Source organism: Furfurilactobacillus milii, assembly GCF_021654115.1.
GTDB lineage: Bacteria > Bacillota > Bacilli > Lactobacillales > Lactobacillaceae > Furfurilactobacillus > Furfurilactobacillus milii.
Genome location: NZ_JAIWJF010000002.1, coordinates 34,878 through 53,956, shown reverse-complemented (window position 1 = coordinate 53,956; position 19,079 = coordinate 34,878). Strand labels below are relative to the sequence as shown.

Below are 19,079 nucleotides of genomic sequence, written 5' to 3'. Positions count from 1 at the left end.
TTTTTGAATGATCGTAATGAATGATAAGTCCTCGCTTAAATCTTTTGATAAAGTGGCAACTGTGACGCGCGTGCTTTTTGTTCTAGCACAGTTGCTAACGCCTGCCATTCGTCCATGGATAAATAGGCACCATCAACGTTAACCGCATGGCCGTCGACAATGGTCGGAATCATTTCCGGATACACATCTATGAAGGCGGCCAATTCCGTTTTTGATAACTTCATTAACGTTTGGTAATACGCTGTCGCTAATATATACGCGTTTGTCGTGCGCCACTTATCGCCAGGCAGTTCACCTTCACCAGCGTGACGTGCATTGCGAATTTGGTACCACAACCGACTGTGCTTTGGCATCAACATCACCTCAATCTCAATCAGTTAAATCTGAGTCCTAAAATGGTAAGACGCCATCAGCGCCAATAAGCTTGCCATCCCAGTCAGAGTCCTTATGTTGATCAATTTTTTGAATCAAATCGACGGCTGTTGCAACCGGCGCACCCTTTCGTGCTGGGTTGCTGGCAATTGGTCCTGGCGTCACCGCACGAAAATGAATCTCACCTTGAAGTTCATTTTGGAGCAAGACCGTCATTGCATTAACACCCATTCGGGAAATTCGTTGACCTAATCCAGTTGTTGGCGTGCTAGCAGCAAAATTGGCAAACGTTGCCAGTTCGTCAGACATACTGATAACCATTCCATCATCGGCAGCCTTTAGCCATGGCAGCATCTGTTGCGTAACCAAATAGGTTCCCAGAACGTTCACATCGAATGTTTGATGAAGGCTTTCTGAATCTTCGTGACTCGCCTGAATGTCGTGATCATCAAACACGCCAGCGTTGTTAATCAACAAATTCAGTTTGCCAAACTGCTCACCAATCCACTGACCCGCTTGCATAACACTGCCATGATCCATCAAATCAATCTGCAATAACCGTGCCTGACCGCCATCGGCTCGCAATTCGTCGACAACATCCAACCCACGATTGAGGTCACGGGTTCCCACCAGAACCAAGTCACCATCTTCAACATACTTCTGTGCCAGTGCCAGCCCAATGCCACGGGTCGCACCAGTAATCAAGACGCTTTTACTCATTTAAGTTTGCTCCCAATCATTCTCACTTTATTGTTCCAAACTAATTGATTTCATTATGCCACTATCCAACAAACGCTGCCCACACAACTAATACGAGCTCGAGTAAGCCACGTAAAATGTGCGCCCGCCAGTTAATCGTGTCATGTTGTTTGCGGTCAATCAGATAATAGACCACCGATACCACAACACAGCCCACAAACAGCATTGCGGCGCCTAGCAGACGATTGTCACTAAATAAAACCTGACACAAGATGAAAATACCGCCGACTAACAGCCACAATTGATATTCACGTGAAGGGCGGGTCTTTTTACGTTGTGCCACGATAATGATCCAAATACCGTATATTGCCACGGCAAACGTTGTGATGAAGCTCAAAACTTTCATTAACATAGTTTTCCTCGTTCGTTGTGTACCAAGCACACTTTTATTTGTCAGCTAATAAGGTGGAACGGTAACGCTCAACAGTCGCTAATCGCAGCCCCTGATTCTTGACCAATAACCAACTGCGCACATCCCCGATAGATTGTTTGCTAACGGTCGTTGCCGAAGCAAAATGTGGCAATGCCAAAGCATTTAGGCCATCCCCGGGATAACCCAACTTGGTAACCAAAATCTCTTGATAATCTATGGTGCTGGGATGTGCATTGATGTAATCCACTGCTTGATTATATGCCCGCATGAATCCCTGAACAGCCGCCGCATGATTTTTCAACATGCTATTACCAAACACAATTCCGGTATCTGCCTGATCGGCAGTCGTCTGGGCTAGCGTTCGGGCTCCTTGACGTCGCAACAAGCTTGCATTGGGATCTGTTAAGCTAACTGCACTCGCAGTATGGTTATTAGCGGCACTCATCAGCTCAGTTTCACTACCAGTCGTTTTTAACGTAACGTTCTTGTCTGTTAATTTAGCCTTTACCAAAAGCAGATCCGTCGCATAAGCTTGCGTTGAATTGGCCAATGTACCGATTGTTTTATTTTTCAGTTGCTTCAATTTGGTCACGTTATCATCCGTCGTCATCAACGCAGTGTAATTTGTGGCGTTACCGACTACTTGACTCGTTGGGTGTGTACCGCTGGTCATCATTAGCTCAGGCAAGCCACTAATGGCGCCTTCAAACTGATGCGTACTGATGCCGCTGACCCGATCGTCGGCCGCCGCAACATTAGTTAAGGTCACGCGCAATTTGGCCTGCGTGAAATAACCGCGCTCTTCCGCCACATAGAGCGGTAAGGCATCCACCGACTGACCAACAGCAAAATTAATGTTGGTTGGTTTTGTCGCTGGCGCACTGACCCTTTGTGTTGAACGACCACATGCCGAAACGATTACGAGTAACGTTGCTAGAACAGCTAAAGTGACTACAGGCGACCACGATTTATGTCGACGCTTAGACATGATCATCACGATCCTCAGAAGCCGCGTTTGATTGCACACTAGTATCACTTGTCGCTATGGACTCACTAGAAGCAACGGTCGATGGTTGTGGATAGAAAACTTCAACTTGCGCCGCACTTGTGGCGGACTGTGGATAAAATACCTCTACTGATGCCTGTGAAGGAGCCACCGAGCCGCTAGCCGTTTGGTCACTTTCAGCACCATTATCGGTACTAGCAGTATTCACTGCTGGGCGCCCATCTGCGACTGGATATTTCGTTTGACCATCCTTAGCCGGCAGTAGTGACAACAAAAGCAAAATCAAACTACCAACAGAGCCTGCCAAGTATAAAAACACCCACCAAGCACTTAATTCTTGATCGTGTAAGCGTCGTGCCGTTAGTGAAACGATTGGAAATACAATCAAGAAACCGACTACTAAACCAACTGGAATAACGAAAAGACCCAATCCGTTCAGCACGCTTGGATCAAACGTCGGTGATTGCATGCTTGGATTTAATTGCAGCGTATTCCCACGGTTTACGAGTAATGAAACAAAGATGCGCACGACGACAATTAAAAAGATGGTCAGCGAAAGCAAGGCGCCCGCAATCAAACTAAAAATGCTCCATGTCACTCTCGCCCATAGATAGTTGCCTCGTGACACTGTGTCGTGAAAATTAAACATATTACGCCATGTGTACCCAAAAGCATTACTCAAAATGCCACTTACATGACCGCGATGGTTAACCTCTAAACTTGCGGGGCCATTATCGACGCTCATCATGTTGTACCATGGCGCGCGTGGGTCTTTTTCAACTTCTGGTAATGCGTGCAAAACAATCATGTGCACACCAGGAACCAGCATCAACCACTGATAGTGGCCAGACAAACTTAAACTATGTAACCGACGAACCGACATACTTAGATATTGTAAAAACTGAGCCAGAAAGAAGAAGTTTTCCAACCAGTGGGCCGGAAGCGCAATTCCGTCGCTCAATCCTGTTGCACCTGATAGGATTGTACTAACTACGATACTGACAACCGCCATGCCAATAATGGCGGCCCAGAAATCACGTCGGCGTGTCTTACCGCGATAATTAAAAATTTGTTGCCAACTGGCAATATAGTTTGCCCAAATATTCATGTCAGTTTATCCTCTCTTAACTGTGCACTTACTTAGTCATTTGCAAGTCCACTCTCTTATTAAACACTTGCCTATTGCCTTAATGTTCATAAACCACGGAACTATCGGCATTACCCTTAAGTTTAACCAAAAATAGGCCTGTTTGCACAAATATTCACCGATTTCACGCCCATTTATTAGTAAATTGATGAACACCATCAGAAACGTGATAAACTAGTGACATTACATGAAGGAGGCTGACCCCATGAAACAAGGAACCACCATCATGACACTCGATAACGGGTATCACTTATGGACTAACACTCAAGGCACGGGCGACATTCACTTACTATGTCTGCACGGTGGCCCTGGTGGCACACACGAATACTGGGAAAACTTTGCTGAGGAACTTGGCAAACAAGGCTTGAACGTGACCGTTCACATGTACGATCAACTAGGTTCATTTTATTCAGACCAACCCGACTACTCAGACAAGGCAACTGCTGACAAGTACCTCACTTATGAATACTTCTTGGATGAAGTTGAAGAAGTGCGTCAAAAGCTTGGCATCGACAATTTCTACCTTATCGGTCAAAGCTGGGGCGGCCTGTTAGTTCAAGAATACGCTGCTAAATACGGCGACCACTTGAAAGGCGCTATTGTTTCATCAATGGTTGATGAAATTGATGAATACGTCACCCACATTAACAAGGTTCGTGAAGAAGCATTACCTGCAGAAGAAGTTAAGTTCATGCAGGCTTGTGAAGCTAAAAATGACTATGACAACGACCGCTACCAAGCTGATGTTGATGTCTTAAATCGCGGCTATGTTGACCGCAAACAGCCACCGGCAATCGCTCATTTAATTTCAATGATGGCAACGCCCGTTTATAACGCCTTCCAAGGCGACAACGAATTCGTTATTACCGGTAAGTTGAAGGACTGGCATTTCCGTGATCACCTTAAGGACATCAAAGTCCCAACGCTATTAACGTTTGGTGAGCACGAAACTATGCCGTTAGACACAGCGCGGACCATGCAAAAGCTGATCCCTCACGCTCGTCTTGAAACAACACCAGATGGTGGTCACCACCACATGATCGATAACGCTCCCGTTTACTTCGATCACTTGGCCAAGTTCATCAAGGATGTTGAAAGCGGCAACTTTAACGACTAATTTTTAAATTCAATAGTCACAAATAAGCAGGCGGCAAATCCCCCATATCAGGGACTTGTCGCCTGTTTGCTTGTCTAGATGATAGACCGTAGCCATTGACTCACGCTTGCGGTTGTCCAAATTGAATTCCGCCGTGGGACCAGTTCACGCCTCCTAAAGTTCGGAGTCGTTCACTTCGCCGTGAAGCCGAAAACCACGTCTTCACGACCGTCCCGTGCTGTAAATTGGGCTTAAAAACGCCCAATTAACACCACCTTCACGGCTTGCATTCAATTTTGACGCCCTCCGGCTCACATTAGTTTTAAATATTGAACACTCAGTTTAACAATCTAACCGATTACACTAATCAACAAGGTGGCAGTTGAGTGAAGGCGACCAGCAACAGAGTTCCGTGTCAACACAACTTAATGGCATGGTTTTCGCCATTTAGTTGTGTGGGACGAGCTTTGAGACCTTTATGGCTCAAAGTCGATGTTGAAGACCGCGGTTTTCAGCGGGCTGAAACGTTCCCCACGGAACGGCGTTGTTGGGTGCCGCAACGGAATATACCACACATGTGTTAGCACTGCTGGTTGAATGCCAAGGAATAGCACTAATGAAAATGAGGAACGTTTTTAAATCTGTTCAGCGTCATTTGCTGTGTACACGTTTCTTCAATGAAATGACGATCGTGATCAATCAAAACCATCGTGGGTCGTACCTGCTGAATCAAGGTTTGCAACTGTTCGCGAGCATCAATATCCAAATAGTTGGTCGGCTCATCCCAAATCAATATTTCGTGTGGCTCACTCAAGCTCACAGCCAACGCGGCTTTCTTCATTTCGCCCATGCTCCATTCGCTGGTCGGCGCCTTTAACCTTGGGCGTGAAACGCCTAACTGATGCATTAAATTCCAAACGGTCGTTTCATCGTGATGATCACGCCATCGTTCAAACGAACCGTCCGTGATAAAATCCGTAAACTGCTGTGACAGGTAACCGATGTCTTGGGGCAAATCATTCATCAAATAACCTTCGTAATTCAACTTTTCTTGCCCGCAAAGCAAGTTCAAAAAACTCGTTTTACCCACACCGTTAGAACCAATGATTGCTAAGCGGTCGCCTCTGTGAAAATCCAACGAAACGGGCTGAAATAGCGGCTCATTTTGCCGTTTAACGCTGAAGTCTCGCAAACTGAACAACAACTGTCCGCCTGAAGTTTGCTGAACATTGGTTCGCAATCTATCCACCTGATCGACATCGTTCATTAAACCTTTCCGTTGTTCAATCGCGGTATCTGTTCGGTGTTCAAACACCTTCGCGCGGGACATTAACTTCTTAGCCATCCGCCGACTGGAAGCGTCATTTGACTCACGTTCACGCTTCTCAGCCCACTCACGCTGAATATTGGCACGACTCGACAATTGCTTGATGCGATGTTGCAAATGCTCGTTTTGCGCGGCCGCTGCATTGTCACGTCGCTCTTTATCAACCTGCCAGTTTTCGACATTGCCCGCCACTAAATCCACTGAACTCCGATTTAATGACATAACGTGGTCCACGAACAGATTCAAAAAGCTTTCATCATGACTGACACAAATGAAACCTTGTTTTTGTCTCAGATAAGCGCCGACGACCTGACGACCTTCAATATCCAAATGATTCGTCGGTTCATCAATTAACGGAAAGTCGTTTTCGTTAACAAATCCACAAGCCAGTAACACCCGCGTTTGTTCGCCACCACTGAGTGTGTCAAACGGACGTTGCTCATAACTTTCATCTAGCCCAATCCGATCCAACTCCATGCTGGCCTGCCACTCTTCGGCACCAGTTGATGTCATGATTGCCATGACTGTTTGCGACCGATTAATCGTTGCATCGGGAAAATAATTGAACGTCACCGGACTTTTAATCAAGCCGTGACCGGATAACTGACCGCGCAATAAATTCATGAAGGTCGTTTTGCCACGACCATTACGGCCAATCAAACCTAATCGCCAAGTTGTATCGAGATTGAGCGATAATTTATCAAATACCGGCGCATCAGCGCCGGGATAACGGAACGTTAATTGGTCAATTTGAATGGTACTCATTCGACCACCTACTTTTATATCTATTTAGTTTTGTTTTAGATAGTGAGGCTAATTGAATGCACACTATCCTCGAAGGATTAACGTATGGCTATTGCCAAACGCGCTTCCACGAAATAAAGTTATTCATCATTAAAATACCAATATTATCACCACGCTTATACTCTCATTACTTTTTAATTTACCATACATCCCGCTCAGAGTGGTAACATTAAGCGAGTTATTCAAATGCTGTAGGAGGTATTATATGCTTGCCATTACGATTGCCATCGCTATTGGAATCGCTTTGCCGATGGAAACCGCCATTAATTCACGTTTACAAGGGACACTTAAATCGCCCTACTTTGCCTCATTGATGTCATTTTTCATGGGAACCGTCCTTTTAACTGCACTTTTGCTTGCGACTGGACGCAGTTTATTAATTCCCGGAACTTTCTTTACTAGCCATCCCTGGTGGATCTGGCTTGGTGGTGTGCTCGCCGTCGTTTACCTCACTGGGAACATTTTGTTGTTTCCTAAACTAGGTGGTATTCAAACGGTCTTAATGCCCATTTTAGGGGAAATCCTAATGGGTTTGCTAATTGATAACTTTGGTTGGTTTGCCAGTACTCAACACTCAATCACATGGTTGCGTGCTTTCGGCGCAATCCTAATGATTGTCGGCATCGTTTTTGCGGTCGTCCTACCGGAACGGGCACGTAAAAACACGTTCCAAGGTTCTGCGGAAGCTACTGAAACTCATCACGTTCCCCACCGTGGCTTTTGGCAATTGTTGGGTATCTTGTTTGGTGCGTTTGCCGCGGGACAAACTGCGATTAACGGTCACTTGGGGCACTTATTGAAATCGCCCATTCAAGGTGCCTACGTCAGCTTTCTGGTTGGCACCCTCATTTTATTAATCGTCGTGCTGATTCAGAATCACGGCTTGCGGTTCCCAGTCGGTGCCATTTCACACAATCCGTGGTGGATCTGGTTTGGCGGGTTCATTGGTGCGTTGTTTGTACTTGGTAATGTTTATCTAGTACCTATCATCGGAACTGGCTTAACCGTTGTGATCGTATTGTTTGGTCAGATTATCGGAGGCCTCATTGTCGATCAGTTCGGCTGGTTCGGTGCCAAACGAAATCCTATCGTTCCCCTTAAAATCATTGGCCTGTTAATCATGATCGTCGGCGTGTTATTGATCAAACTGTTCTAAACATAACTTGCAGCGAATAAAACTTTTTCAAAAATCGTTGACAATTTTCGACTAAGATATCATAATAAACACATTAAAATTTGATGAATGAAATACGCGTTGAAAAGAAAAGTAACCTGCGAAAAGATCGTTAAGCGAGCGCCGATTGGTGAAAGGGCGTCGATCAACCACAAGTGAACATCATCTTTGAGCGTTGACTACGACAACAGTAGTCAATGGGTGCTCCCATTACAGAGCTAGAGTATCTGGCGTTAGGCCACGTACTTGAAGAGGCAGGCTCTCGTGAGAGGTCTGCGAACAAAGGTGGTAACACGTGTAAACGTCCTTAGCTGAAGCAATTCGGCTAAGGACGTTTTTTTATCAAAGAAATAGTTTCTCGATGACGCGAATGAAAAGAGGCAATTATATGGAATTACAGGAACATAAATTAACCAAACGTGAATATGCGTTAGTCAGCTCAATGCTGTTCGCACTCTTCTTTGGTGCCGGCAACCTTATCTTTCCGTTGCACCTAGGTCAATTATCTGGCGCCCACTGGCTCAGCGCGGCATTAGGCTTTCTGGTAACAGCGGTATTGCTTCCCTTACTCTCTGTGCTGGCAATTAGCATCACCCGGGCCGGCGGTGTTTACGACGTAGGCCGCCCACTCGGCGTTTGCTTTGCACTCACCTTTATGGTTCTGATTCACGGTACTATCGGGCCGCTATTTGGTACTCCCCGGACAGCGACTGTATCCTATACAGTTGGCGTTGCGCCCCTAGTGCCTGCCCATTTTCAAACGTTAGGACTCGTCATTTTCTCAGCTGTCTTCTTTGGCCTCGCGTATTTCTTTTCCGTTGAACAAAGCAAAATTGTCGCCAACATTGGTAAATTGCTAAACCCAATTTTTCTAATTTTGCTAGCACTTGTCTTCTTCCTCGCCTTTTTGAAACCACTCGGCAATCCTGTCCACCAGGCCGTCACAACAGCCTACCAGCATGATGCCTTTTTCAACGGTTTCCTTCAGGGATATAACACGATGGACGCCTTGGCGGGGCTTGCCTTCGGGGTTACCGTCGTCACTGCAATTCGCTCCCTTGGCAAACGGAATCCTAACGCCATCGCATTAGTTACGGCCCGTGCTGGTTTCTTCTCAATGGGTTTCGAAGCCATCATTTACTTATTACTAATCGTGATTGGTGCCATGTCATTGGGCCAATTCAAGCTAGCCGCTAATGGTGGGGTTACGTTTGATCAGCTGGTCAACCACTATCTCGGTGTCGCCGGACAAGCTATTTTAGCCGTTCTGATCACGGTTACTTGTCTCACAACTGCCATCGGCTTAGTTGCTGCGTTTGCCCAAGATTTCCACAAGCATTTTCCAAGCGTCAGCTACCGCGTTTGGTTACGGTTCACCACTATCGCATCCTTCTTAACGGCTAACATCGGCCTTAACCTAATCATTTCATGGTCCACGCCAATGTTGATGTTCTTATACCCGCTTGCGATGGTACTGATTCTGTTATCCATCACTTCACCCCTATTCAAACGAGATCCAGTCGTGTACGCTTTCGTCGTGCTGTTCACTTGTGTTCCCGCTGTTTTCGACATGATTGCCGCCTTTCCGCCAGTCGTTAGCCAAAGTGCGTTTGGTAAAGCCATGACCAGTTTTCAAATGAGCTACCTGCCATTCGCCAAGTACGGTATGGACTGGGTCGTCCCCGCTTTAGTTGGTGCTGTGATCGGCCTGACTTGGCATTTCGTTAAACTTGCTCGGGAACACACCACGGCCTCGGTTTCAGACAACTAAAAATTGTTGGCCAGTCATCTGATTAAAAACGTGATTTACACATTGATAACAATGTTGCTAACCTAAATCAAAATAAACAAGCAGGCGATAGATCCCAATATAACGGGATTTATCGCCTGCTTTTTCTCATAAACATGTAAGAGAAACAAAGAACTAGTTTTGGTATTCTTAAAAGCGTGGTCGACTCGATTCATCGAGAATCTGGATGAAAGGGGGATGCAACCATGCTTCAATTATTTTTAGCACCACTGATTGTGGGCATGCTTTTAAAGATGTTTGACCACTGGTTGGATGATCGCCACAATCGGCCGTAGTTGACCATAATTCAACCTAAAGTGTCCCGTCTAATTACATATTATTCGAAAAAAGACCCCTTACTAGTCACACCTAGTAAGGGGTCGGATGCTTCCATGCTTCGCTTCGACAATAATATACCACATAGCTGCTACATCGACAAACGATAAGTAGACCATATCTCATCAATTTTTATCAGTCACACCTCATCCAGTTATCGGTGCAACTATACTGGAAAAAACGCCGTCATTTAATGGACTGCATTCAACCGTTCGTCCAACATTCTGGCCAGTCTTTGCAACTGTTTATACCTGACCTGAAAGAAATCTGGGTTTCCGGACGCCAGTGCAGTAATCGTATACGGCGGCAAATTCAGCATTTTATTCAAATCAGCCGGCATTAATCGCAAAGACAGCATATCATGCGTAATCCGTCTTTGAATCATTCGCATCGCTACGGAAGTACCCAAACTGCCTCCGAGGATATTTAACACCCGCACCATTTTAATCCGAGTGAAAAGACGATCTAATTTCATGACATTCACCTGATTGTACTTTTTGCCGTCATTATACACGCAAACAACAAAAATCGGTGCCATCATCGACTCCTAATCACCGGGTAACGACAACTTTTCCCATCATGTGACCTGATTCTACTAACGTATGAGCCTGACGTAATGTTGCTGCATCAAATGGTGATAACTGTTTGGTCAACGTGCTTTTCAATGTCCCATCGTCAAACATCTTCGCGGCTCGTTCCAAAATATCATGTTGCGTTTGCATATCTGCAGTGTGGAAAAATGATTTTGTGTACATCCACTCCCATGCAAAGTGGCCCCGCTTTTGAGTCAAACGTTTGAGATCCACTGGTCGATGATTTTCAGTAATTGAGGCAATCCAGCCGCTTGGTTCAATCAGCTCAGCCATTTCATTCCAATGAGCGTCCAAATTATTCAGTTCCAAAATATAGTCAACGTAGTGATACCCAAGATTACGTACTTGTTTAACCAGATCTTCACGGTGGTTAACTGTTTCATCGGCGCCGTGAGCTAGCGTCCAGTCAATTGTTTCTGGCCTCGAAGCGGTCGCAATCACGTGCAAACCGGCCCAATGTGCGAGTTGGGTCGCAATGGAGCCCACCCCACCGGCACCATTGATGATTAACAAATTGTACTTCGCATTGTTTTCTTTGTCATCTGGGTCAATTGGCAATTGTTCAAACAGTGCTTCCCACGCGGCCAGCGTCGTTAGTGGCATTGCCGCTGCTTCTACATCGCTTAAATGCTGTGGTGCGTGACCAACAATGCGTTCGTCCACGAGCTGGTAATCACTATCGCTACCCGCCCGTTTAAACGAACCCGCGTAATAAACCCGGTCACCGACGTTAAACAACTGTACCTGTCCACCAACAGCAACGACCTCGCCAACTGCATCCCAGCCAATCACACGGGGCTGACTCAAATGACCACGACCGCCACGACGCACGCCAATGTCTACTGGATTAACCGAGACCGCGCTAACATGAACTAATAAATCGTGACCCTTGGCAACAGGAACCGCTTCTGTAAAGTCTTGTAAGCTGTGCTCATCTGTAATTGGCAAATGATCAGTAAAACCGATTGCATTCATTGTTTTAGCCATTTTGATAACTCCCTCTCCCTATGACAACTGCTCTAACAACAACTCCATTCTAATATCGTCAAAAAAAGCTACAATCGTGAAATTTTAATCACCTAGTTACAAATTTTTCACTAGTAACCCCAGTTGACGATGATTTGTTGTTAATTTTAACGTGACTGCTGTATTCTGACACTAATACATACTTTAGTGATAGGAATTTATCGACTTGGAGGTAGTTATGGTACGTCACACATACGGTTGTCAGGATGGCTGTCCAGTTGAAAGCACGCTACAGATTATTTCGGGAAAATGGAAAAGTGTTATTTTATTTCACCTTATCAAAAACGGCACCGAACGATTTGGGGACCTGCAGCGTCAAATGAAAGATTGCTCTCATCGAATGCTGGCACTGCAATTAAAAGAACTTGAAAACGATGGCGTACTGGTTAAAACCATCTACCCTGTCATGGCGCCCAAGACTGAATATCGTCTAACTTCATTCGGTGAAACCCTCGTTCCTGTAATTATCGCCATGGAAAAATGGGGTCGCTACTATAACGCCACCCATCGTGAGGAAGAGTCGTCACAGGCCTAGTTTTTAATTTATAGAAATCACGTAAAAATGCCACTAAATAAAGTGGCATTTTTGCATATCATCACCTTAACGGGATTTGAGCAAACACATCATTCATCTTTGTCGGCGTAAAATTAAGTATTTTATAATCTGCAATACCTTGCCTAAAGAATGGATCCTCATGGTAAATATTTTCTAAATCTTTCAAATCGGCTACATTAGCTAAAATGACACCACCGTTACGTGGATCCTTTCGTCCTGAAAAAATAAAATTTCCCAGTTTATAATTGCGATCCAAATACTGATTATGTAAAGGTAAAGTTGCTTCAACAACACTTATTGGCTTCTTATAAGTCAATTCCATAAAAAACATGGCCATCATCTCCTGTTATACTTTTAATAATTCAAACAATGATTTTCGCATAACATGTTATGTGAGCTTAATAAGTATCGTCCAGAGGTAGGTTAATGTCAATGGAAAAAACAAACAAGCGCGAAAAACAAAAAGCCGCCACGAAGATTGCATTGTTCAAGGCAGCTACTTCTTTAATTAAGAAAAATGGTTTCGATAAAGTTTCAGTTCGTGATATTGCGAATGCAGCTGACGTCACAACAGGAGCATTCTATGTCCACTTCCGATCTAAGGAAGACATCGTATCACAGGTTTTTTATGAGAATCTAAACGACTATATCATGCATAGTATCAGTGATCTCGGTCAAGAAAACCTTGATCCTGCAGATCATTTAATCGCAATCTTGATTGCAGAACTTAAATTTGCCAATAATATTGGCGTCGAGTTAACAACACTAGCCTACATCACTAATTTCACGGCCAACATGACTATTCCAGGCAGCCATTTTGAAAAACGACGCTTTGTTACATCAATTCAACAGGATATTGCCCAATTAGAAGAACAGAAAAGATTGTTAATCCAACCGGAAAATGAAGTGCTGTTTGATCTATCTTCAATGATTCGTGGCATTATGGCCACATGGTGTTTTGCAAACGGTGATTTTGATATCGTCGACCATGGCACAATTACTATCAATCGTCTGATTAAAACACTAATTCGAAAATAACATCTAATTTTTCAATTTTAGTCACTCCTCCTAGATGCAGTGAACATTGCAAAAAGAAGGCAAGACACTAACTTTCACAGTTGTATCTTGCCTTCTTTTATAGTTGATAGTCAAAAGCACTAAAATATTCATAAATGCAATTATTAAATGGATCTTGCTACTGCCTAAGCGACAGGGCGTCAATAGTGATACCGAGCCGTGAAAGTAACGTTAATTCGGTGGTTCTCCGAATTTAGGTTACGGACGGACGCCAAGACTCGCGGGCTTCACGAGGCTTTACGGCGAGGTGAAAGACTCCGAACTTGGGAGGCTTGAACCGGTCCCACGGCGAGCGTGTCACTGTTGACAACCGAAAGCGACAGCCAGCACCAAATTTAAGTCATTCAGTCACAGCAATCATAGCGTTTTAGCCCTTAATTACTTATTGTGGAATGACGTGTTTAATCGTTGACCGCTTGGATTTTCTCAACATAAAGAACCCAACCACTAAGAACAAAAGAATCGGCCATACCTCATTCAAACTAACGATTTGGCTAGTCTCCGTAGCACTACCGTTGTAAAAAGCCGGAATGAAGTCGTTAATACCGTGAAGTAAGATCGGAAATAACAAACTTCCGGTTCTTAGGTACGTGGCTGACAGCAATATGCCAACACTCACAGCGGATAAAATTTGGACAATCGTTGCCATCATCGGCTGATGCAACGCATTAACACTGTGAGCAAGCCCAAATAATAGGCTAGACACCAATACACCAGTCCACAGCTGATTGCGTCCAGACGTCAACTTACTGGCGAGTGGCAACAATAAACCACGAAAAATGTATTCTTCGGTGACCCCAACAAACAGTAATAGCGTCACACCAAGAGCCAGATGACCGGAACTCGTAAATAACAACAAAACGGCCTGTGCAACCAAAACGATGGTAATCCAGTTAAGTGGAATTAATCGCCACGTTTGTTCAGTTGGCTGTAAATAAACCGTTTGATGTAACCAAAAATGATTCAATAAAAACATAATTGTAAACATGGCCACTTCATAGATGATTGTGCTTGGTACATGACCAATACCACTATGTGCCATCCAGAAACCGCCAATAAGCGCTACAACAATTACAATTAGCCAAGTTCCAAATAGCTTTATCCAACGGTTATTCATACTGAAGCCTCCCGAAAATTTGTTTACTGAGCGGCCTCACTTGCGTCAGCTTCATACTCTTGAATAACGTTGAGGAATGCATCCCCGTACTTATCCAGTTTGTTCTGACCGACCCCTTTGATCGACAGCATATCCAATGTGCTTTGCGGTAATTCTTCACAAAAGGCTTGCAGTGTTTTATCTGAAAAGATGACGTACGGTGGCACATGCTGTTGCTCGGCAAAATTCAAACGTAGTTGACGTAACGATTCGAACAAACCGTCGTCCACTGAAACAGTCCGTTTGGCCTTCACTGCGCCACGACGAAGGACTTTTGCCTTGCCTTTCAAGACACTGCCGCCCATCTCGCTCACATGCAGCGTTGGGTATTCGCCACCAACTTGTTGGAGATAGCCACTACTGGTCAAGAAGTCAATCAAATCAGTAACTTCCTTCTGTGACCGCCCTTTCATCAGTCCATAAGTCGACAATTGGTCAAAGTGTTCGTCACGAATCCGTTTGACATGCGAACCGGTCAACACTTGCGCGATCAGTGACTTACCGTAGCGTTGCCGCATTCGCAAAACACAGGATAAGACCTTTTGGGCGTCGACCGTTACGTTAACCTGATCCCGTTCATCCAAGCAATTCCCACAGTGGCCACATGCGGGCGAAGACTCACCAAAGTATTTCAAAATAAACTGCTGTAAACAGCCTTCAGTATTCGCGTACTTCGACATTTCTTGCAGCTTTAGGTACTCACGCGTTTTAAACGCTGGTTCCATATCCGACTGATCGATAAAAAAGTGCTGAATCTGTAAATCTGACGGTTGGTACATCAAAATTGCTTCACTGGGCAGCCCATCACGACCTGCACGGCCAGCCTCTTGGTAATAAGCCTCAAGGTTGCCAGGTACTTGATAATGAATGACGAAACGCACATTACTTTTATCAATCCCCATCCCGAAAGCATTTGTCGCAACCATCACCTGAACGCGGTCGTACAAAAAGTCTTCCTGATTCTTATTTCGCACATCTTCGCTTAGACCAGCGTGATACATTTCAGCCTTAACGCCCTTTTTCTGTAATAAACCGGTCAAGCGCTCAACTTCTTTACGGGTACTGGCATAGATAATCCCGGCCGCATTAGCGTTGACTTTCAAATATTCTAACAGAAAAGCCTCTTTATTTTGGTTCTTGACGACTTGAAACGACAAATTATCTCGTGCAAATCCAGTACTGACCTCATTAGTTGGATCGATATTGAGCCGTTGCATAATGTCACTAGCCACTTTACTCGTCGCCGTCGCGGTCAAGGCAACCACCACTGGATGAGATGGAAATTGGTGCACCGTATTCATCAAGTTTAAATAACTCGGTCGAAAATCATGTCCCCATTGGGAAATACAGTGAGCCTCATCAATCGCCAACTGAGAAATGTTTAGGTCACTCAACTCGCTCAAAAAACGTTCATCATCCAACCGTTCAGGCGCCAAATAAATCAGTTTGACCTGATCCATTGCGGCCTGTTGCAAACGATGTTCAATCTCTTGATAATCCAATGTACTGTTGATGAATGTGGCGGCAATCCCATTTTCAGATAATGCATCAACCTGGTCCTTCATCAGCGAAATCAAGGGCGACACTACCACCGTCAAACCTGGCAGCATCAAGGCCGGAATCTGGTAACACAAAGACTTTCCGCCACCCGTTGGCATAACAGCAAGGACGTTTTCGTGATTCATAATTTTATTAATGATTTCATCTTGGCCTGGACGAAAACTATCATAGCCAAATTTGTCCTTTAGTACTTTAAGTGCTGTTTCAGTCATGCGCTCCTCATTTCTTAGTGACTGGGTAACCTGCTGCCTGCCAAGCAAGTGTGCCGCCGTTGACGTTAACACCAGTAATGCCATGTTGTTTCATTTGTTCAATGGCTAGTGATGACCGCCGTCCCGAGCGGCAAATCACCGTGTACGTTGATGTATTCGATAGGTTTGATATCCACTGGTCAATCGTACTTAATGGCAGGTTCATTGTTTGTTCAACATGGCCTTCCGCATATTCATCGGGTTCTCGAACATCGATTAAGTGTTCAACATTCGGTAACATTTCGTGCAACGTTTGAACCGTTATTTCAATCATCTTTATCCTCTTGTAATGGCAATTTTAACCATTAGTGCGTTATCAATTATACAGGCTTAGTCGCAAACTACAATAACATACGTGTTTTACCGCTGGAAGTAACGTCGCGGATACTTAAAAAGGTGACAATCCACAATCGGATTCTCACCTCTCTTAATAAGCTGTTACAGATTATCTCCTGGTTCAAACGTAACCGGTGACAACTCCAATGCTTCCTTAACCAAATGATCCATTAACGTCTTCGTTCGTTTGGTAATTTCAGCAGCAGTGACGTCGTTTTGTTTCGTAAGGTAACTAGTTGCGTCACTTTGCGATGACGTCTCAGCATCCGTCGCAATCACGCGTGAACGTGCATAAGCCTGACAAGCATCACGATACTCGTTAACCTCAACAATAAAGTCGTGGTAGTGTGGTTCAACTAACACACCGAGCGATTTGTATAACCAGTACGCGTTATCCAGCGAAACGGCTTCAGTGGTGTTCTTGTAGTTGGCCGGCGTGTCATTGATGTTCGTAAAGAATGGCACGTATGGACTGTATGCAAAGAAGCCCATCGCCATCCATTCAACTGCGGCATGCGCCGCATCAACGTTTGGCCGAATCTGTAGGATGTGTGAAATTTGGTTACGATCCAGTGCGATTGACCGGAATGTTTTCTTTTGAGCAGGTGTGCCATCGCCAAACGGATCAAACGGTGTTTCCTGATAGTGAGACGTCAGGAAATATTCGACATCTTCCACCGCTAGTTTGCGGTTAGCATGTTGAATAAACGGAATCTGTTGACTGGTGGGTTCTTGTTCCAAATCCGGTGTAAATAATTTTTCACCATACCACGCACGCGGTGTGTTGTAATGCGCGTCACTTTCGGTGTGAGTGCCAAAAATCTCACGGAAATTAAACGTGTCTGGTGTTGGATTCAACTGATTATCGGCCACAAACTCCTGCAAGTCTTTAGCCCACATGAAGTTGTCAGTGTCATTGAAATCAATCGCTTGAATGTTGATTTGGTTTGGTGCAACAGCGTAAGCATCGTCTGGCAAACGAACAGCTGCCCAGTGATGACCACCAGCCGTTTCCATGTACCATACTTCATCCTTATCGGAGAAAGCAATCCCGTTGCTTTCTCCAGTCCCATAATCTTCGATGAAATCGCCGAGACGTTGTACCCCTTCACGCGCAGAATTGATGTATGGCAATACTAATGTCACCATTGCTTCTTCATCGACGCCATTGTGAACCAGAGGATCGAAACCAAGCACCCGTGGATTGGTAAACGTGGTTTCAGTGGCACTCATCGCAACGTTTTTTTCGTTAATTCCGGCCTCTTCATACAAGCCTTCATCCGTTGGCACACTGGGCTCAGCCGTATACCGTAATGCGTCAGCTGGCAAGTCGATTTTAACCCCAGTGGTGACGGACGTGTACGTATCCGGTTGACCATGACGAGCCGCATGAACAATGAACTTCTTTGGCCCAATGGCACCATAGCCGTCTTCGTTCCGTGCAATGATTGTCGAGCCGTCCATGGTTGCCTTTTTGCCAACTAAAATGGCCGTGCATGAAGAATGATTCGTTTTCATCAAAAAGCCTTCTTTATTTATATTGTAATTCCAGTGTATAAGTCTGATGGATAAATTCCTAGTCCTTGGCGGCAATTAAAAGTGTTGTGTGTACATTCGCGTTTCGATGATTTCATCACATAATGGTTGTAATTGTTCCCGCTCACTAACTTGTGCTTCAAACGTCATTTCCTCAACACAGGCAGTTTTGTTGAAGTGCTTCGATAATGCTAATGGCAGCTCTCTGCCACCAATTTTGCACCGTAAATACGTTGCATTAGTATCCAGTTTGAACCCGTTGTGTTGATAAAAACGGTTAGCCGGCACATCCTCTTGCGTCCACAGTTCGCAGTAATGAATATCTTGATCCAGCAGTCGTTTGCGCATTGCTTGCCATAAGTCCTTCGCAATACCTTGTCGACGATATTCTGGCAAAACCGCCAAATTCCAAATCATTGCACCGGATTCTTGTTTGTCCGTCATGCTCTGACTGTCGATCTCCGCATCAATCAGGCCGATAATTTTATTTTCTTGAACGACTACTAATTCAACACTTGGTCGCGCAAACGTTTGGCGGTGCTGTTGGACGTCTTGAAAATAGCTAGAATCCATGAATGATAAAACACGGCATTGAAGCCATGACTGCTCGTCTGCAGGACGGTAATCGCGAATTTGCATGAGAAACCCCTTTTTAAATCGTATTTTTAAACTGAAGCTAGATGACCAAGCAGATTTTGTACCTTGTGGTTGGCCGTCTGTTGTGGCAGTTTAGTCAGCTTGGTTTTGTTTTTTACTTTTATATAGCCGAAACGCGTTCACACCCCCACGAGCCTGTGCATAACCC

The 19,079-nt window shown here is 44.8% G+C and carries 20 protein-coding genes and 1 other annotated feature; of the genes, 6 read left to right on the top strand and 14 right to left on the bottom strand.

Annotation, left to right across the window (positions count from 1 at the left end):
• Nucleotides 1–35: 35 nt before the first annotated feature.
• The 5 genes from LDK34_RS02675 to LDK34_RS02655 form a co-directional block, all read right to left on the bottom strand.
• Entirely contained in the window at nucleotides 36–353 is a 318-nt protein-coding gene (locus LDK34_RS02675) for a hypothetical protein (protein WP_178943020.1), read from the bottom strand.
• A 37-nt stretch (nucleotides 354–390) separates the two neighbouring features.
• Complete coding sequence (locus LDK34_RS02670) at nucleotides 391–1,092, bottom strand: SDR family NAD(P)-dependent oxidoreductase (RefSeq protein WP_236941458.1); 702 nt, start codon at nucleotides 1,090–1,092, stop codon at nucleotides 391–393.
• A gap of 61 nt (nucleotides 1,093–1,153) precedes the next feature.
• Nucleotides 1,154–1,483, bottom strand: coding sequence for a hypothetical protein (locus LDK34_RS02665; protein ID WP_178943023.1), 330 nt, complete (start codon nucleotides 1,481–1,483; stop codon nucleotides 1,154–1,156).
• 34 nt (nucleotides 1,484–1,517) lie between these two features.
• Complete coding sequence (locus LDK34_RS02660; protein WP_178943024.1) at nucleotides 1,518–2,492, bottom strand: ABC transporter substrate-binding protein; 975 nt, start codon at nucleotides 2,490–2,492, stop codon at nucleotides 1,518–1,520.
• Complete coding sequence (locus LDK34_RS02655; RefSeq protein WP_178943025.1) at nucleotides 2,485–3,618, bottom strand: DUF805 domain-containing protein; 1,134 nt, start codon at nucleotides 3,616–3,618, stop codon at nucleotides 2,485–2,487. The genes LDK34_RS02660 and LDK34_RS02655 overlap by 8 nt, the downstream gene beginning before the upstream one ends.
• A gap of 244 nt (nucleotides 3,619–3,862) precedes the next feature.
• On the opposite strand from LDK34_RS02655, the gene LDK34_RS02650 reads away from it, so the two are divergent.
• On the top strand, nucleotides 3,863–4,774 hold the full coding sequence (locus LDK34_RS02650) for a proline-specific peptidase family protein (RefSeq protein ID WP_236941457.1): 912 nt from the start codon (nucleotides 3,863–3,865) through the stop codon (nucleotides 4,772–4,774).
• A gap of 592 nt (nucleotides 4,775–5,366) precedes the next feature.
• Here LDK34_RS02650 and abc-f read toward each other — a convergent pair.
• The gene (abc-f, locus tag LDK34_RS02645; RefSeq protein WP_236941456.1) at nucleotides 5,367–6,845 is read right to left on the bottom strand and encodes a ribosomal protection-like ABC-F family protein; all 1,479 of its coding nucleotides are present in this window, start codon (nucleotides 6,843–6,845) and stop codon (nucleotides 5,367–5,369) included.
• A gap of 244 nt (nucleotides 6,846–7,089) precedes the next feature.
• Between abc-f and LDK34_RS02640 the strand changes: the two genes are divergently transcribed.
• The 3 genes from LDK34_RS02640 (at nucleotide 7,090) to LDK34_RS02630 (ending at nucleotide 10,143) form a co-directional block, all read left to right on the top strand.
• Complete coding sequence (locus LDK34_RS02640) at nucleotides 7,090–8,040, top strand: DMT family transporter (protein WP_236941455.1); 951 nt, start codon at nucleotides 7,090–7,092, stop codon at nucleotides 8,038–8,040.
• A gap of 90 nt (nucleotides 8,041–8,130) precedes the next feature.
• Nucleotides 8,131–8,370 (top strand) — a binding site (T-box leader).
• A 76-nt stretch (nucleotides 8,371–8,446) separates the two neighbouring features.
• Nucleotides 8,447–9,829, top strand: a complete 1,383-nt coding sequence (brnQ, locus tag LDK34_RS02635) for a branched-chain amino acid transport system II carrier protein (protein WP_236941454.1) — start codon at nucleotides 8,447–8,449, stop codon at nucleotides 9,827–9,829.
• 224 nt (nucleotides 9,830–10,053) lie between these two features.
• Entirely contained in the window at nucleotides 10,054–10,143 is a 90-nt protein-coding gene (locus tag LDK34_RS02630; protein WP_017260460.1) for a type I toxin-antitoxin system Fst family toxin, read from the top strand.
• Between the two features lie 230 nt (nucleotides 10,144–10,373).
• Here LDK34_RS02630 and LDK34_RS02625 read toward each other — a convergent pair whose 3' ends face one another.
• On the bottom strand, nucleotides 10,374–10,658 hold the full coding sequence (locus LDK34_RS02625) for a hypothetical protein (RefSeq protein WP_178943030.1): 285 nt from the start codon (nucleotides 10,656–10,658) through the stop codon (nucleotides 10,374–10,376).
• A 76-nt stretch (nucleotides 10,659–10,734) separates the two neighbouring features.
• Nucleotides 10,735–11,751: a zinc-binding alcohol dehydrogenase family protein gene (locus tag LDK34_RS02620; RefSeq protein WP_178943492.1), complete on the bottom strand. Its 1,017-nt coding sequence runs from the start codon at nucleotides 11,749–11,751 to the stop codon at nucleotides 10,735–10,737.
• Nucleotides 11,752–11,980: 229 nt separating this feature from the next.
• Here LDK34_RS02620 and LDK34_RS02615 point away from each other — a divergent pair, with 229 nt between their 5' ends.
• A complete protein-coding gene (locus LDK34_RS02615; protein WP_178943031.1) occupies nucleotides 11,981–12,337 on the top strand; it encodes a winged helix-turn-helix transcriptional regulator in 357 nt (118 codons plus the stop codon).
• A gap of 61 nt (nucleotides 12,338–12,398) precedes the next feature.
• Here the strand turns inward: LDK34_RS02615 and LDK34_RS02610 are convergent, their stop codons facing one another.
• Nucleotides 12,399–12,689 (bottom strand): YciI family protein, encoded by a 291-nt coding sequence (locus LDK34_RS02610; RefSeq protein ID WP_178943032.1) that lies wholly within the window; start codon nucleotides 12,687–12,689, stop codon nucleotides 12,399–12,401.
• A gap of 95 nt (nucleotides 12,690–12,784) precedes the next feature.
• Between LDK34_RS02610 and LDK34_RS02605 the strand changes: the two genes are divergently transcribed.
• Nucleotides 12,785–13,396 (top strand): TetR/AcrR family transcriptional regulator, encoded by a 612-nt coding sequence (locus LDK34_RS02605; RefSeq protein WP_178943033.1) that lies wholly within the window; start codon nucleotides 12,785–12,787, stop codon nucleotides 13,394–13,396.
• A 421-nt stretch (nucleotides 13,397–13,817) separates the two neighbouring features.
• On the opposite strand, the gene LDK34_RS02600 is transcribed toward LDK34_RS02605, so the two are convergent.
• From LDK34_RS02600 to LDK34_RS02580, 5 genes are all read right to left on the bottom strand, one after another.
• Nucleotides 13,818–14,552, bottom strand: a complete 735-nt coding sequence (locus LDK34_RS02600) for a CPBP family intramembrane glutamic endopeptidase (RefSeq protein ID WP_178943034.1) — start codon at nucleotides 14,550–14,552, stop codon at nucleotides 13,818–13,820.
• A gap of 23 nt (nucleotides 14,553–14,575) precedes the next feature.
• A complete protein-coding gene (recQ, locus tag LDK34_RS02595) occupies nucleotides 14,576–16,363 on the bottom strand; it encodes a DNA helicase RecQ (protein WP_178943035.1) in 1,788 nt (595 codons plus the stop codon).
• A 7-nt stretch (nucleotides 16,364–16,370) separates the two neighbouring features.
• The gene (locus LDK34_RS02590) at nucleotides 16,371–16,676 is read right to left on the bottom strand and encodes a rhodanese-like domain-containing protein (RefSeq protein WP_178943036.1); all 306 of its coding nucleotides are present in this window, start codon (nucleotides 16,674–16,676) and stop codon (nucleotides 16,371–16,373) included.
• Nucleotides 16,677–16,840: 164 nt separating this feature from the next.
• Complete coding sequence (locus tag LDK34_RS02585; RefSeq protein WP_236941453.1) at nucleotides 16,841–18,256, bottom strand: C69 family dipeptidase; 1,416 nt, start codon at nucleotides 18,254–18,256, stop codon at nucleotides 16,841–16,843.
• Nucleotides 18,257–18,331: 75 nt separating this feature from the next.
• Complete coding sequence (locus LDK34_RS02580; protein ID WP_178943038.1) at nucleotides 18,332–18,913, bottom strand: GNAT family N-acetyltransferase; 582 nt, start codon at nucleotides 18,911–18,913, stop codon at nucleotides 18,332–18,334.
• Between the last annotated feature and the right edge of the window lie 166 nt (nucleotides 18,914–19,079).

What these genes read in the sequence shown, in the direction of transcription:
- LDK34_RS02675 (WP_178943020.1), bottom strand. Translation starts at nt 353, where the DNA reads ATGCCAAAGCACAGTCGGTTGTGGTACCAAATTCGCAATGCACGTCAC.
- LDK34_RS02670 (WP_236941458.1), bottom strand. Translation starts at nt 1,092, where the DNA reads ATGAGTAAAAGCGTCTTGATTACTGGTGCGACCCGTGGCATTGGGCTG.
- LDK34_RS02665 (WP_178943023.1), bottom strand. Translation starts at nt 1,483, where the DNA reads ATGTTAATGAAAGTTTTGAGCTTCATCACAACGTTTGCCGTGGCAATA.
- LDK34_RS02660 (WP_178943024.1), bottom strand. Translation starts at nt 2,492, where the DNA reads ATGTCTAAGCGTCGACATAAATCGTGGTCGCCTGTAGTCACTTTAGCT.
- LDK34_RS02655 (WP_178943025.1), bottom strand. Translation starts at nt 3,618, where the DNA reads ATGAATATTTGGGCAAACTATATTGCCAGTTGGCAACAAATTTTTAAT.
- LDK34_RS02650 (WP_236941457.1), top strand. Translation starts at nt 3,863, where the DNA reads ATGAAACAAGGAACCACCATCATGACACTCGATAACGGGTATCACTTA.
- abc-f (WP_236941456.1), bottom strand. Translation starts at nt 6,845, where the DNA reads ATGAGTACCATTCAAATTGACCAATTAACGTTCCGTTATCCCGGCGCT.
- LDK34_RS02640 (WP_236941455.1), top strand. Translation starts at nt 7,090, where the DNA reads ATGCTTGCCATTACGATTGCCATCGCTATTGGAATCGCTTTGCCGATG.
- brnQ (WP_236941454.1), top strand. Translation starts at nt 8,447, where the DNA reads ATGGAATTACAGGAACATAAATTAACCAAACGTGAATATGCGTTAGTC.
- LDK34_RS02630 (WP_017260460.1), top strand. Translation starts at nt 10,054, where the DNA reads ATGCTTCAATTATTTTTAGCACCACTGATTGTGGGCATGCTTTTAAAG.
- LDK34_RS02625 (WP_178943030.1), bottom strand. Translation starts at nt 10,658, where the DNA reads ATGAAATTAGATCGTCTTTTCACTCGGATTAAAATGGTGCGGGTGTTA.
- LDK34_RS02620 (WP_178943492.1), bottom strand. Translation starts at nt 11,751, where the DNA reads ATGAATGCAATCGGTTTTACTGATCATTTGCCAATTACAGATGAGCAC.
- LDK34_RS02615 (WP_178943031.1), top strand. Translation starts at nt 11,981, where the DNA reads ATGGTACGTCACACATACGGTTGTCAGGATGGCTGTCCAGTTGAAAGC.
- LDK34_RS02610 (WP_178943032.1), bottom strand. Translation starts at nt 12,689, where the DNA reads ATGTTTTTTATGGAATTGACTTATAAGAAGCCAATAAGTGTTGTTGAA.
- LDK34_RS02605 (WP_178943033.1), top strand. Translation starts at nt 12,785, where the DNA reads ATGTCAATGGAAAAAACAAACAAGCGCGAAAAACAAAAAGCCGCCACG.
- LDK34_RS02600 (WP_178943034.1), bottom strand. Translation starts at nt 14,552, where the DNA reads ATGAATAACCGTTGGATAAAGCTATTTGGAACTTGGCTAATTGTAATT.
- recQ (WP_178943035.1), bottom strand. Translation starts at nt 16,363, where the DNA reads ATGACTGAAACAGCACTTAAAGTACTAAAGGACAAATTTGGCTATGAT.
- LDK34_RS02590 (WP_178943036.1), bottom strand. Translation starts at nt 16,676, where the DNA reads ATGATTGAAATAACGGTTCAAACGTTGCACGAAATGTTACCGAATGTT.
- LDK34_RS02585 (WP_236941453.1), bottom strand. Translation starts at nt 18,256, where the DNA reads ATGAAAACGAATCATTCTTCATGCACGGCCATTTTAGTTGGCAAAAAG.
- LDK34_RS02580 (WP_178943038.1), bottom strand. Translation starts at nt 18,913, where the DNA reads ATGCAAATTCGCGATTACCGTCCTGCAGACGAGCAGTCATGGCTTCAA.